Origin of the sequence: Paenibacillus sp. GD4 (assembly GCF_030846225.1) — a bacterium.
Lineage (GTDB): Bacteria > Bacillota > Bacilli > Paenibacillales > NBRC-103111 > Paenibacillus_G > Paenibacillus_G silviterrae.
The window spans coordinates 281546-295460 of the sequence record NZ_JAVCYK010000001.1 but is presented as its reverse complement, the minus strand read 5'-3'; the positions used below and the strand labels follow the sequence as shown (position 1 = coordinate 295460).

Here is a 13915-nt window from a genome sequence, read left to right as displayed (position 1 = left end):
TAAATATTTTATGACAAACGGTCGAAAGGAGCATAATGTGACGGCTAAGGAGACAAAGTAACTGCAGTGGAGGTGACGAGAATGGACAGCGAAAAAGCAAATCATCCGAACAATCCGAACTTTAAAGAGCATAAGTTTACGGAGCCGGAGGCCATTATGCATGCGGATAAGGTGGCGAAACGCCCGCCTAGCCTGAATGAGGTGCCGAAGGAAACTAACCCTCAATAGCATTTCGGATTTCTTGGCCGTCATCATTATGGCGGCTTTTTTGTTTGGGCAAAAACCCCGGCTTTAGGGCCGGGGCTGCTGAACTTGATTATTATTGGTTCGGGTCCGCGTTGTCTTGATTGTGACCGGCTGCCAGGTTGCCCAGCTCATCGGCAAATTCAGCCGGGATGCGGGTTTTAAAGTAGCCGATCACCGTTTCGATCGCTTCATTAGCCTGACCTTCCGAAATATTCGCTCGTTCACATACCATTTTGACCAGTTGATGCTTCATGAGGAATCACTCCTTACCAATTCGATATAATGGGAAACACAACATAGGTTGTGCCCCGGCTGTGGTTTTTATGTGGGCCGTCATGTTATAGTAGTACCATAGAATGCCGGGATAAAGGAGACATCGGACGAATGATCATCGTACGCAATTTAAGCAAGAGCTATCCTCCCAATCATTTGATTCTTGATAAAATCAGCTTTCAGGCGGATGAAGGGGAGCTGGTCGCGCTTCTCGGATCCAGCGGAAGCGGTAAGACCACTTTCTTCAAATGCTTATCGCTGAAAGAAAAATGGGATGAAGGCCAGTATATTTATGACGGCAAGGACATCTCCAAGATCGGAACATGGGAGAAGCTTCAGCTGCGCAAGGAATGGTTTTTCCTCGAAGAAAAGCCGGCGCTGAATCCGAAAAAATCCGCATTGAAGAATGTGCTGAGCGCTCTTCTGTTCAAAAAGTCATGGTGGCGCTTTCTTACCAACAGTGTATCGGAGGACGATCACATGGAAGCCATGGATTATTTGGACCGAGTGGGACTTCTCGATAAAGCGCATGAACCGGTTGAGAAGCTGAGCGGCGGGGAGAAGCAGCGGGTGGCGGTTTGCAAGGCGCTGATCAAGGGGGCACGCGTCATCTTTGCGGACGAGCCGGTGTCCGGCTTGGATCCGGAAGCGGCCAGCCGGGTATTGGAAGACTTAAAGCGGCTATGTGAGAAAGAGAAGATGATTGTGCTCTGCAGTTTGCACCAAGTGGAGCTGGCGGAGAAGTACGGGAGCCGTATTTGGGGCTTGTCCGGAGGCAAGCTGGTAGTGGATATCGCCGGAAGACGATTGACGCAGAGGGAAAAGGATCTTATTTTTTAGATAACATCATAGTAGCAAGAAACGGTCGCCTGAGAAGCTCAGGACGACCGTTTTTGTTTCCGCTCGATGTCACGGGCAATCATTCCGCCATGCAGACGGCCTGTCTCGATGAACACTTCATTGGCGTTCTTGCCAGAGGCGGCAACTCCGGCAATATAAAGACCGGGAACGGTTGTTTCCATCGTTTCGGGATGAAAGATCGGGGATTCGCCGTTCTCGTTCAGTTCGGCGCCAGCCGCAGTAATCAGCTTCCTGTCGGGGCGAAAGCCCGTAAGGGCCAGCACAAAATCATTATCCAGCGTACGCTCGGCGCCCTCTTGCGTGATGGTTATGGTAGTTTCCTCGATGCGAATGACTTGGGATCGGAACAGCATACGAATGCGTCCTTTGTTCACCATGCTTTCGAAGATCGGTAAAACCCATGGCTTGATAACTCCGGAATAGCCTTCGCCACGATAGACGACCGTTACGTCGGCGCCGGCCTTCATAAGATCCATCGCCGCATCAATGGCGGAGTTACTTCCCCCGATAACAGCCACCTTCATTCCTGTATACGGATGTGCTTCCCGGTAATAATGCGTCACCTTGGGAAGCTCTTCGCCGGGAATCCCCAGCAGATTCGGATGGTCGAAATAGCCCGTGGCCACAATCACGTGCTTGGCCTCAGCCGTATAGCGTTCCCCGCTCCGGTTAGCAACGGTCAGCTCGAAATGGCCGTCCGGCTTTTTCTCAATGGCGGTCACCGTCCGATAGGATTCGATTCGCAGCTTGCTTCTCTCGGCAACCGTGCGGTAATAATGCAACGCCTCGATCCGATAGGGCTTCTCATGCGGGGTCGAGAACGGATAACCGCCGATTTCCAGCAGCTCCGGAGTACTGAAGAACTGCATATAGGTCGGGTATAAGTAAATGGAATGGACGACGCATTCCTTCTCTATGATTAGCGGATCGATCCCCGTCTTCCGGAGCTCCAAGCCGGCCGATAGTCCGCAGGGGCCCGCCCCGATGATGATAACGTCTTCCATAAACGCACCACGCTTTCCTAGTAGTAGAAAGTTAGCAGCTTTCCATACTATAGTAACGGATTTGCAGGAACAGCACAATTGTCTCGGGTTCACGGCTGGCAAGTGACATATCATAGCGTTATGTTTCGTAGAATAGAAACATAGAATGGTAAACTATCGGCGAATGAAAGAGGTGCTTTGAGAGATGATGAGCAGGGTGCTCACGCACGGCAAGGCTCGCGCTGTCAACTGGAAACGCCTGCAATTGTATTTCATAGGTTTCCTCGCAGGAAATCTGCTTGCTGTGTTAGGCTTCGGCTTGCCTGCGCGTGAGCCGCTCCCCGAGCCCTTGTTGTACAGCTATTATGAAACCAAGGCCGGTAACGGCGTGAAGCTGCATGCCGTCCGAACCTCGCCGGATGCTGTGACCTTGAAGGCTATCTCCGGCAATGTTACGAAGGAATCGGATTACGGGATCAATGGGGGCTTCTTCTGGCAAGGATATCTGCTCAGCATAGCCGTAATGAACAACTTGCCGGTCAAAGGTCAGGCCGAGGACTATGGCTCAGGCTGGCACAATATCGATCACCCGAAGGGAACGCTTGTCTGGGACGCAGCGGCGAGGCGATTTTCTACGCAGGTGGTCCTTGCTGCCGACGAGCTGCAGGTGACGGACAAGCAGCATTACTGGGCTCAAGGCGGAGTCAGCATGTCGCTGTCCGATCCGGGACGTTGGGCGGAGCAGGCCCGCAAGGAGGATATGCCGCTCATGGAGGAGCCGCGCCTTCGATCGGGCGCGGTCTACGACGCTCAGCAGCAGCTATGGTTGATTGTATCGGACAAGCCGTGCACGGCGGAGCAGTTCCGTACGGCCATCCTGGAGACGATCATGCCCGGGCGGCTGATCGACGGCATCTTTTTGGACGGGGACGGCTCCTCCCAGATGAAGCTGAAGGAAGTGCAATTGAAAGGAGATTCGCGGCCGGTCTATCAGATGATTGCACTGCGATCAACTTGAGGGAAGAAACTTGCTGATTTGGTGTATTGAAAAGACGAGCTCACGCATACAGATGAGTGAAGGACAAGCGGCGCAGGGGGAACAGAAGCCATATTCAGGTCCGGGGGAGCACTATGAGCGAAACGCTGCTATCACTCTTGAATCGAACATTGGAACGTTGGATTATTATTTTGCTGCCGATCCTGTTGTGGCTCGGGTACACCATGGAGGAGACGCTTCGAGACTATATATCTTATGTACCTTATTTGTTTATGTTTTTGACCTTCGTCTCCTCCATGAATGTTACGAAGGATCAGTTCATGGAGGTATGGCGTCGTCCGCTGCCCATGATTACGCTGCTGCTGATGTTCCATATCGTGCTGCCCGTGCTTACCTTTAAACTGTTAACGATGTTCTATGAGGGCTCGGGTGAGTTTCAGCTGGGAATCCTGTTAGCCATGATCATGCCCATTGGAGTAACTTCGATCGTTTGGGTCAGCTTAAGCAAGGGGAATGTCGGGATTGCCATTTCCATGGTGACCATTGATGCCTTGCTCAGTCCGCTTCTCATTCCATTTACTCTGATCAGTCTGCTGGGCGAATCCGTCCGCATGGACACGATCCCGCTTATTTGGGGGGTCGTCAGGCTTGTGGTCATTCCTTGTCTTGTCGGCATTGCCGTCGGAGCGGCGATCCGAAAGCTGAAGAGCCGGCAAAAGATCAGGGTGGTGATGTCGTTGTCCTCCAAGGTCACCCTGTACATTATCGTGATGCTGAACGCTGCAGCGATGGCTTCCTCCATGGGGGGATTTACGAAAGAGATCGTTTCGCTGATCATGGCGGTTGCCGGATTAATCGTGCTCGGCTATATCGGAAGCTGGGTTACGATGGCGTGGATGAGACTCGTTACCTCCTCGGAGATTGCCTTTACTTACAGCGGCGGGATTCGCAATTATACGGCGGGCATGGTCATCGCCCAGCTGTATTTTTCCCCCAAGGTCGCGGTGCCGATTATGCTGGCTGTGCTGGTACAGCATCCGATCGCGCTGTTTGTTCATACCGTGATGAAGAAACGGACAAGTCCTTAATTTCATGGAAAAAGTTACTATCTAAACTTTGGATAGTGTCAGCCTTTTCGCGCCATAATAGAGGATGTAACAACAAAAAACGATTTACAGGAGGTATAAACAATGGCAAACGGACAATCTCGCAGCAGCAACGTACTTGTAGTACCTCAGGCAAATCAAGCTTTGGAACAATTGAAATATGAAGTAGCTCAAGAGCTGGGCATCCAAATCCCGCAAGACGGGTACTACGGGTACATGGCTACTCGTGATACCGGTGCAATCGGGGGACATATTACCCGCCGTTTGGTGCAAATCGCTGAACAACAACTGGCAGGTAACAAATTCTAATCGTACTTACTGAGTAAAAATGACCAAGGCGCTTCGGCGCCTTGGTCATTTTGTTTTTTACGCAACTTCCTGACGGTTCGTTACGTATTACTTAGTATGTTATATGAATACGACGTAAGGAGGGTCGTTGGATGCTGGAGCTGTACTGGGGGCTTTTGATAACCGGTGTACTTTTCGCCTTGGTGACGGTCGTTTTTGGAGATCTGCTGAGCGGGGTGCTGGACGGAACTTTGGATTTTCTTTCCGGCGACCTGCTGGATAAGCTGCAGCCGATGGTGCTTTTCAGCAGTATGTCCGTTCTGGGCGGGGCAGGAATTCTGTTGACGAAGTATACGTCTATCGGAACGGCCGCGATTCTGATCCTTTCCTTCCTGATGGCGGTTCTATCGGCTATGGCCGTCTATTTCCTGTACGTCAAGCCCATGCGTAACAGCGAGAGCTCCATTGCCTTCTCCATGGAGGATTTGGTCGGAAGGATCAGTGAGGTCACCGTGCCGATTCCGGCAAGAGGATACGGCGAGGTCATGCTGCGAGCAGGAGGCGGGGTTACCAACCAGATAGCGGCCAGCTTCGACGGGAACGCAATCGAGGCGGGAGCCAGAGTGGTTACGGTTGAAGTGAAGGATCGTACCTTACTGGTTTCCCGCTTGGATGATAACACATTGTAAAGGAGTTTTGCGTACATGCCTGATGCATTCGTAGTCCCGATTCTGGTAGTGGGTGTCATTGTAGTTCTCGGTTTGGCCTTCTGGGCGCGTTACAAAACCGTAAGTCCGGATGAAGCGATGATCGTAACGGGGTCGTTCCTCGGCAGCAGCAATGTGCTGACGGATGAAACCGGCCGGAAAATCAAAATTGTGCGAGGCGGAGGATCCTTCATCCTTCCCGTATTCCAGCAGGCGGAGTTTCTGTCGCTGTTATCGCACAAGCTGGACGTCTCTACTCCGGAGGTATATACGGAGCAAGGCGTACCGGTAATGGCTGATGGGGTAGCAATTATTAAGATCGGCGGCGCGGTAGAGGATGTTGCCACGGCGGCGGAGCAATTTATGGGCAAGCCTACGGAAGCCTTGAAGGGCGAAGCGCAGGAGGTGCTCGAGGGACATCTGCGGGCGATCCTCGGTTCGATGACCGTAGAGGAGGTTTATCGTAACCGCGATAAATTTGCTCAGGAGGTCCAGGGCGTCGCCGCCAAGGATCTGAAGAAAATGGGGCTGCAGATCGTCTCCTTCACGATTAAGGACCTTCGAGACAAGCACGGCTATCTAGATGCTCTCGGTAAGCCGAGAATCGCAGCCGTGAAGCGCGATGCGGAAATCGCAGAGGCGGAAGCCGTCCGGGATGCGAGAATTCAGAAGGCGCGGGCGGAAGAGGAAGGGCAGAAGGCGGAGCTGCTGCGCGATACGAACATCGCTGAAGCATCGAAGGAGAACCAGCTGAAGGTTGCTTCCTTCAAACGGGAGCAGGACATGGCCAAGGCGGAAGCCGACCAAGCCTACCACGTGCAGGAAGCCCGCTCGAAGCAGACGGTAGTCGAGGAGCAAATGCGCGTCGAGCTCGTACGTAAGGAGCGCGAAATCGATCTTGAGGCGAAGGAAATCCTGCGCCGGGAGAAGCAGTATGACGCGGAGGTCAAGAAGAAGGCCGATGCGGACCGGTATGCGGTAGAGCAGGCAGCCGAAGCCGACAAGGCGAAGAAGCTGCGTGAAGCGGACGCGCTGCAGTACCGCATAGAAGCGGAAGCCAGAGCGCAGGCGGAGCAGAAGCGGCTTGCGGGTCTTGCCGAAGCCGACGCGGAGCGTGCGAAGGGTACCGCGGAGGCCGAGGTCATCCGGCTGCGAGGCTTGGCGGAGGCCGAGGCGAAGCAGAAGCTGGCCGAGGCGTTCGAGAAGTTCGGCGAAGCGGCGGTGCTGGACATCATCGTGAAGATGCTGCCTGAGCTCGCCGGACGCGTGGCGGAGCCGATCAAGGCCATCGACAAGCTGACCGTCGTCGATACGGGACATGGCGAAGGAGCGGCACGGGTCAGCAACTATGTCACCTCGCTCATGGCGACGGCTCCGGAGATGCTGAAGAGCGTAAGCGGAATCGACGTGGAGCAGCTGGTTAAGGGTCTTACAAGCCGCGTCGGGGCAGCGCATTCGGTTGCTCAGGCGCCGGCGCAAGCGAAAGCGGAAGCGGCTACGGCCCTGGAGACACCGAAAAACCCGTCATAATGTGTCAACGAAAAACACCTGCAATCGCTCGTTTTGAGCGGTTTGCAGGTGTTTTCTGTCGTTAATCATTTATGCCATTAAATACTTTTCCGTCAAGATGGTAAGCAGCTGGATGCCGACTTCGTTATGCCCGCCTTCCGGGATGATCAGGTCGGCATATTTTTTCGAGGGCTCAATGAACGCTTCATGCATCGGCTTGACCGTAGACAAGTATTGATCGTAAATCGATTGGATCGACCGGCCGCGTTCATTGATATCACGGAGCACCCGGCGCAAAATACGAACGTCGGGATCGGTGTCGACGAACACCTTGATATCCAAAATGCTGCGCAAATTTTCGTCCGACAGCACATGCAAACCTTCGATAATAATAATTTTATTGGGCAGCAGCTCCACGGATTCGTTAGCGGAACGAGCATGCTTGGAGAAGTCATAGACCGGTGCATGGACCGTATCGCTCTGCTTCAGCTGCTTCAGATGGATGAAGAGAAGCTCGTTGTCGAAGGCTAGCGGGTGATCGTAGTTGATCGTCTCCCTTTGCTCGAAGCTTAGATGGGAATGATCCTTGTAATAGTTATCCTGGGAGATGAACGTGACCTTATCCGCCCCCATCCGGTCGATCACTGAACGCGCCACCGTTGTTTTGCCCGAGCCGGTACCTCCGGCAATTCCGATAATCAACATAAATGCAATAAAGCCTCCTGTGTCGAAAAATAAGACCTAATTTCGGTATTGTAGCATAATCCCACTCGGAAAACGAGCGAGACGGGGTTCATCACATATTTTGTACCGGAGGAGGAAAAATAAAGCCATCTTTCTTTGGCTAGACAAAATATAGCATGAAAGGCAGGCAGGGAACATGACAACGTTGACTATGGAGAAGCAGCGCATCGTATTACCGGATCTTCAGGACAAAATCGCCTTTGTGACCGGTGCGGCATCCGGTATTGGACGGGGCGCTGCGATTGCTTTGGCTAAGCAGGGCGTTAAGGTCGTCTTGGCCGACCTGAAGGATGAGCGGTGCGAACAGGTGCAGCGGGAGATCGAGTCGTTCGGAGGGCAAGTGTTGGCCGAGGATGTCGATATTGCGGATGCGAAGCGCGTGCAGCAAGCCATTGAGGCTGCAGTGAAGCAATGGGGACGCATTGACATCGTGTTCGCCAATGCGGGTATTAACGGTGTTGTCGCTCCTATTGAGGACATGAAGCCGGAGGATTGGGACAAGACGCTTACCACGAATCTGACAGGCACGTTCCATACGGTTAAATTTGCGATTCCCCACATGAAGAAGCAGGGAGGCAGCATCATCATTACCAGCTCGATCAACGGCAGCCGGATTTACTAGCTTCGGGATGGCGGCATACAGCTCGTCGAAGGCGGGACAGGTCGCTTTTGCGAAGATGGCTGCCCTTGAGCTTGCCCGGTATCACATCCGCGTGAATGTGATCTGCCCGGGCGCCATCCAAACGAACATCGGGGAAAGCACCCACCCGACGCCGGAGCTTGATAAGATCAAAATTCCGATCCAATATCCTGAGGGCAGCCAGCCGCTTGAGCATGGACCTGGGAAGCCGGAGCAGGTAGCCGATCTTGTCGCCTATTTGGCCTCCAATGCGTCGAGCCATATTACGGGTACCGAAATTTATGTGGATGGAGCAGAGTCATTATTATAGATCTATGTAGTGGAAGAGGCCGGTTCCTGACAAGCTCCGGTCTCTTTTTTCATGGCCAAGGTATGGCACAACTAAACGGATGTATGGTACACTGTTAGCACGTTTTGGCCGTTCCAAGGAAAGCCGCTTTGTGGGTCACTAAGGGAGGAGGAGAGAACGTGAACGACAATTTCATTTCGATTAAAACGCTGGATGGGGATCTGAAGCATTCGCACAAAAAGCATGATTTCGGGCTTACCGTTTCTACGAAGGAGCTGGTATTTCAGAAGCCCCATGTCAATTATCATATCCGTCTCGAGGATATTATCAGCATTACACCGTTTGAGCAGCCGATCGGCTCCAGACCGGTCACGTTCCATAACCGCCGGGCTTCCGGAGATGAGATGGTGAATTTTCATACCGGTATGCAGCATTACCGTGTGTATGTAAGGGAAGCTGAGGTTCATAACCGCAGCGGTATTTTTACACTAGGTTCGGTTCAATTCGTACTGCCGATACTTCAGGACCTTTTGCTTGCTATCTCCCGATATGGCGGGTTAGACGCGATATCATAGAAAAAGACATGCATCCCGTAAGGAATTCCTTGATGGGGAGCATGTCTTTTTTGCCATTCTATTCGTTCAGTAAACCGAGCTTCTCCATGGCTTTCAAGAAGAGACTGAGAAGGATGGCGAGCACTGTTGCGAGTGCCATGCCTTTCAACGAGAAACTGCCGATGGTCACTGTGGCTCCGCTGAGCCCGATAACCAGCACAACGGTAGTGAGAATCAAATTCGTTGCTTTGGAGTAATCCACCTTCGTTTCCACAAGCATGCGAATGCCGGAGGCGGCGATGACACCGAATAACAGCAAGGAAACGCCGCCCATCACCGGCGTCGGTATAGTGGAGATCACAGCAGCCAGCTTGCCGAAGAATGACAGAACGATCGCAATGACGGCCGCCCCTCCGATAACCCAAACGGAGTATACCTTGCTGATCGCCATGACACCGATATTTTCCCCGTAAGTCGTATTCGGCGTTGAGCCGGCGAAGCCGGAAACGACGGTGGAAATCCCGTTTCCAAGCAGGGACCGATGCAGCCCCGGATCCTTGGATAAATCTTTACCGACGATGTTGCCGGTGACGATCAAGTGTCCGATGTGCTCGGCGATGACGACAAGGGCAGCGGGCGCGATGATCGTAATGGCCGATAGACTGAACTGCGGCGTGTAGAAGGTAGGAGTCGAGAACATCGGCGCTTCGGTAATGCTTCCGAAGTTTACTTGTCCCAGCAGGTAGGCGAGCAAATACCCGCAGAGGATACCGATCAAGATCGGGATGATCTTTAGAAAGCCGCGAAACAAGACGTTACCGAGCATGGTAATAAGCAGCGTTACCGATGAGATGATGACCGCCTGCGGGTTCACCTTCCAGTCCGCCGCGGCACCGGCCGGTTTAATATATCCTGCCATTTCGGCCGCTACCGGCACCAGCTCCAGACCGATAACGGCTACAATCGCGCCCATCGCTGCCGGAGGAAAGACGATATCCAGCCATCCGGTGCCCGTCGCTTGGATAATGAGGGCTACCAGGATGAAGATGATCCCGGCTACGATGAAGCCTCCAAGCGCCGCTTCATAGGGCTGATTCGAAGCGAAAACGGCGAATACCGGGGAGAGAAACGCAAAGCTGGAGCCCAGGTAGGCCGGTATTTTTCCTTTGCACAGCAGCAAGTAAAACAGAGTACCGATCCCGTTCATCAGCAGAATGGTTGCCGGATCCACCTTGAACAGGAATGGAACCAGCACAGTGGAGCCGAACATCGCAAACAAATGCTGAAAGCTGAGCGGCAGGCTCTGTAGTAGCGGCGGCCTTTCGTAAACTTGAATTTCCCGTTGCTTCATTCATACACGCTCCTTTAATTGAGTACCATGGTTAAAATTGCCTTACCCATCATAACTAATTTCGACAAGATTTGCATCAATTAAAATCATGTTTGCTTATGAAAATAACAACATCCGACACCATTTTGGTCAATGCCGTAGGTGTTAGCTTGCCTTTATTTCGGGTACGATAACGCCAACAACCTTACCATACCAAAGGAGACCTACGGCTATATGAACCGCAAATGGTGGAAAGAGAGCGTGGTTTATCAAATTTACCCGCGCAGCTTCATGGACGCAAACGGAGACGGGATCGGCGATTTGGCAGGCATTCGCTCCAAGCTTGATTATTTGAAGGAGCTGGGCATCGATGTCATCTGGATTTGTCCGATATACAAGTCCCCCAACGACGATAACGGTTACGATATTAGTGACTATCGCGATATTATGGATGAATTCGGCACCATGGCGGAGTTTGATGAGCTGCTGAAGGAAGCGCATCAGCGAGGCCTGAAAATCATAATGGATCTCGTCATCAACCATACCTCGGATGAGCATCCGTGGTTTATCGAATCCCGTTCCTCCTTGAAAAATCCAAAGCGTGATTATTACATTTGGCGCGAAGGGAAAAGCGACGGAAGTCCGCCGAATAACTGGGAATCCATCTTTGGCGGATCGGCCTGGCAATGGGATGAGACTACGGGCGAATATTACATGCACCTGTTCTCTACACGCCAGCCGGACCTGAATTGGGAGAACGAAAAGGTAAGGCAAGAGCTGTACGATATGATCAACTGGTGGCTGGATAAAGGAATTGACGGGTTCCGTGTCGACGCGATTACCCATATCAAGAAAATTGCCGGTCTGCCGGACCTTCCGAACCCGGATAACAAGAAATACGTTCCTTCTTGGGAAGGGCATCGCAATAGAGAAGGGATTTTGGATTGGCTGCGCGAGCTTCGGGATCACACCTTTGCCAAATATGACATGATGACCGTCGGAGAAGCGAACGGTGTAGAGATCGATCAGGCGGAGGAGTTCGTCGGCGAGAATAACGGTGTATTCAATATGATTTTCCAGTTTGAGCATATGTCGGTCGATCATGGGCCGGGAGGCAAGTGGGATGACAACCCGAATTGGAAGCTTACCGATCTGAAGCGGATTCTGACTGAATGGCAGGAAGGACTGGAGAACCGAGGATGGAATGCCTTGTTCCTTGAAAATCATGATGTGCCGCGCTCGGTTTCCCGCTTCGGCAATGACAGCGAAGCTTACCGGGAGGCCTCCGCCAAAATGCTGGCGACCTGTTATATGCTGATGAAAGGAACACCTTATATTTATCAGGGACAAGAGATCGGCATGACCAACGTACAATTCTTGAGTATCGATGAGTATCGGGATGTCGAGATTAAAAATTTGTATCGGGAACTAACGGCCGCCGGACGAACGGAGCAGGAGGTGCTGAAAGCCGTCTACCGTCAAGGACGGGATAACAGCCGTACTCCGATGCAATGGAACGATCAAGCGAATGCCGGGTTTACGACAGGATCACCTTGGATGGCCGTTAATCCCAACTATACGGAAATTAACGTAGAGCGGGAGCTGAACCGGCCCGATTCCGTGCTATCCTATTATAAGCAATTGATTAAGCTTCGTCAGGAGCAGCCGGTATCGGTGTATGGTACGTATGAGCTGCTCCTGCCCGAGGATGAACGCATTTATGCGTACGTCCGTAGACTGGAGCAGGAAGTATTGCTGGTCGTCTGCAGCTTCTCCGAGCATGTTACTACCGTTCGCTTGCCGGAGTCGCTTTCCAAACATTCGGCACAGCTGCTGCTCGGGAATTACGCTGACGCGGACAGCAATGCACAACCGCTGGCGGCTTCCATAGCAATGCAGCCTTACGAAGCCAGAGTATACAAGCTCCAGTGAGCTTACCGATGGAAAAGGCCGTAGGGCCTTTTTCTTTTTGGACTAGGGTACTTACGCCGAGGTAAGCTTCTCAACCTTTTTTCAGTCATTGAAACCGGGCGCGAAGAGGTTATACTATAAATTGGGTGTTTAGGTAATGCTAACTTTCGGACAGGAGGCTAAAGCACAATGAATTCATTTCGTTTCTATAACCCGACGCAGCTGTTATTCGGCGAGGGGATGCTCGATCAGTTAGGAGCTCAAGCGGCGGCCTACGGCAAAAAAGTACTGCTGGTATACGGCGGGGGAAGCATCAAACGGACGGGGCTCTACGACCGGGTGACGGAGCAGCTGCGCAATGCGGGAGCCGAGTATGTCGAGCTTCCCGGTGTGGAACCGAACCCGCGGGTTTCAACGGTTCGGAAGGGGATTCAGCTTTGCCGCGAGCACGGCGTGGAGTTCATTCTGGCCGTTGGCGGCGGCAGCGTTATCGACGCTTCGAAGGCGATTGCGGTCGGTGTACCCTATGAGGGCGATGTGTGGGATTTCTTAATCCGTAAGGCGCAGATCCAATCCGCGCTGCCGCTCGGGACCGTGCTTACCTTATCGGCCACTGGCTCTGAGATGAACGGCAACGCCGTCATTACGAACTGGGAAGAGAATCTTAAGAAGTCGTTCGGCAGCATTCATGCCTACCCTAAATTTTCCATTCTTGATCCTACGCTTACCTACACAGTGCCTAAGGATCAAACGGTCAACGGAATCGTGGACATGATGTCGCACGTATTTGAGCAGTATTTCAGCCAAACAACAGATACGCCGCTGCAGGAGAGACTTTGTGAATCGATTCTGCGAACCGTCATCGAAAATGGGGAAATTGCCCTGAACGAACCGGAAAATTATGCAGCACGCGCTAATATTATGCTCTGCGGAACTTACGCCTTGAATGGCGGCATGATCAGCGTGGGGATGCAGAACGATTGGGCTACCCATATGATTGAGCATGAGGTAAGCGCCATCTACGACATTGCTCACGCGGCGGGACTTTCCATCTTGTTCCCGAATTGGATGAAGTACGTGTATAAGGAACGCCTTGACCGTTTCGTTCAATACGCTGTTCGAGTATGGGATGTTGATCCTTCGGGCAAAACGGACGATGAGGTGGCGCTGGCCGGCATCCAGGCCACGCGGGACTATTTCACGCGCATCGGAGCGCCCGCCCGTCTGACGGATTTGAATATTGATGCTTCGCAGCTGGATCGCATGGCCAAGGAGACAGTGCATTTCGGTCCGGTCGGCTCGTTTAAGCCGCTGCAGGAGCATGATGTCAAAGCGATTTTGGAAATGAGTTTATAAGCCGCAGAAGGCGTCTGTCTCTTCAGCTCTGAGGAGGCAGCGCTTTTTCATTCTTAACTTTACATAACAATAGTTATGTGAACTTGCTTGAAGCGTTTGCTTTGTCGCCAAGGAGAGGAGA

14 protein-coding genes and 2 pseudogenes are annotated in these 13915 nt (G+C 52.4%); 12 read left to right on the top strand and 4 right to left on the bottom strand.

What is annotated here, in order from left to right; translation table 11 throughout:
- The first annotated feature begins 81 nt into the window (after window positions 1-81).
- On the top strand, window positions 82-228 hold the full coding sequence (locus RAC89_RS01260; protein WP_284639695.1) for a hypothetical protein: 147 nt from the start codon (window positions 82-84) through the stop codon (window positions 226-228).
- A gap of 91 nt (window positions 229-319) precedes the next feature.
- Here RAC89_RS01260 and RAC89_RS01255 read toward each other — a convergent pair whose 3' ends face one another.
- Window positions 320-499 carry a hypothetical protein gene (locus RAC89_RS01255; RefSeq protein WP_284639693.1) on the bottom strand — a complete coding sequence of 60 codons (180 nt, stop codon included), beginning with the start codon at window positions 497-499 and terminating at the stop codon, window positions 320-322.
- A 36-nt stretch (window positions 500-535) separates the two neighbouring features.
- Here RAC89_RS01255 and RAC89_RS31630 point away from each other — a divergent pair.
- Window positions 536-601 (top strand): annotated as a pseudogene (locus tag RAC89_RS31630) (50S ribosomal protein L32); the annotation flags it as partial.
- A gap of 29 nt (window positions 602-630) precedes the next feature.
- Entirely contained in the window at window positions 631-1359 is a 729-nt protein-coding gene (locus tag RAC89_RS01250; RefSeq protein WP_306611252.1) for a phosphonate ABC transporter ATP-binding protein, read from the top strand.
- A gap of 38 nt (window positions 1360-1397) precedes the next feature.
- Here RAC89_RS01250 and RAC89_RS01245 read toward each other — a convergent pair whose 3' ends face one another.
- Window positions 1398-2384: a YpdA family putative bacillithiol disulfide reductase gene (locus tag RAC89_RS01245; protein WP_306611250.1), complete on the bottom strand. Its 987-nt coding sequence runs from the start codon at window positions 2382-2384 to the stop codon at window positions 1398-1400.
- Between the two features lie 184 nt (window positions 2385-2568).
- Between RAC89_RS01245 and RAC89_RS01240 the strand changes: the two genes are divergently transcribed.
- From RAC89_RS01240 to RAC89_RS01220, 5 genes are all read left to right on the top strand, one after another.
- Window positions 2569-3381: a hypothetical protein gene (locus RAC89_RS01240; RefSeq protein WP_306611249.1), complete on the top strand. Its 813-nt coding sequence runs from the start codon at window positions 2569-2571 to the stop codon at window positions 3379-3381.
- A 137-nt stretch (window positions 3382-3518) separates the two neighbouring features.
- Window positions 3519-4448 carry a bile acid:sodium symporter family protein gene (locus RAC89_RS01235; RefSeq protein ID WP_306611248.1) on the top strand — a complete coding sequence of 310 codons (930 nt, stop codon included), beginning with the start codon at window positions 3519-3521 and terminating at the stop codon, window positions 4446-4448.
- Between the two features lie 102 nt (window positions 4449-4550).
- A complete protein-coding gene (locus tag RAC89_RS01230; RefSeq protein ID WP_284639683.1) occupies window positions 4551-4775 on the top strand; it encodes an alpha/beta-type small acid-soluble spore protein in 225 nt (74 codons plus the stop codon).
- A 131-nt stretch (window positions 4776-4906) separates the two neighbouring features.
- The gene (locus tag RAC89_RS01225) at window positions 4907-5443 is read left to right on the top strand and encodes an NfeD family protein (RefSeq protein WP_306611247.1); all 537 of its coding nucleotides are present in this window, start codon (window positions 4907-4909) and stop codon (window positions 5441-5443) included.
- A 15-nt stretch (window positions 5444-5458) separates the two neighbouring features.
- Entirely contained in the window at window positions 5459-6991 is a 1533-nt protein-coding gene (locus RAC89_RS01220) for a flotillin lipid rafts scaffold protein FloT (protein WP_306611246.1), read from the top strand.
- A 69-nt stretch (window positions 6992-7060) separates the two neighbouring features.
- Here RAC89_RS01220 and udk read toward each other — a convergent pair whose 3' ends face one another.
- Entirely contained in the window at window positions 7061-7675 is a 615-nt protein-coding gene (udk, locus tag RAC89_RS01215) for a uridine kinase (protein ID WP_306611245.1), read from the bottom strand.
- 175 nt (window positions 7676-7850) lie between these two features.
- On the opposite strand from udk, the pseudogene RAC89_RS01210 reads away from it, so the two are divergent.
- Together RAC89_RS01210 and RAC89_RS01205 are read left to right on the top strand one after the other, a co-directional pair.
- A pseudogene (locus RAC89_RS01210) lies at window positions 7851-8664 on the top strand (SDR family oxidoreductase).
- A gap of 158 nt (window positions 8665-8822) precedes the next feature.
- The gene (locus tag RAC89_RS01205; RefSeq protein ID WP_306611244.1) at window positions 8823-9218 is read left to right on the top strand and encodes a hypothetical protein; all 396 of its coding nucleotides are present in this window, start codon (window positions 8823-8825) and stop codon (window positions 9216-9218) included.
- A gap of 58 nt (window positions 9219-9276) precedes the next feature.
- On the opposite strand, the gene uraA is transcribed toward RAC89_RS01205, so the two are convergent.
- The gene (gene uraA / locus RAC89_RS01200) at window positions 9277-10548 is read right to left on the bottom strand and encodes a uracil permease (RefSeq protein WP_284639671.1); all 1272 of its coding nucleotides are present in this window, start codon (window positions 10546-10548) and stop codon (window positions 9277-9279) included.
- Between the two features lie 213 nt (window positions 10549-10761).
- On the opposite strand from uraA, the gene RAC89_RS01195 reads away from it, so the two are divergent.
- Entirely contained in the window at window positions 10762-12459 is a 1698-nt protein-coding gene (locus RAC89_RS01195; RefSeq protein WP_306611243.1) for a glycoside hydrolase family 13 protein, read from the top strand.
- Window positions 12460-12627: 168 nt separating this feature from the next.
- Window positions 12628-13794 (top strand): iron-containing alcohol dehydrogenase, encoded by a 1167-nt coding sequence (locus RAC89_RS01190; RefSeq protein ID WP_306611242.1) that lies wholly within the window; start codon window positions 12628-12630, stop codon window positions 13792-13794.
- Window positions 13795-13915 lie beyond the last annotated feature (121 nt).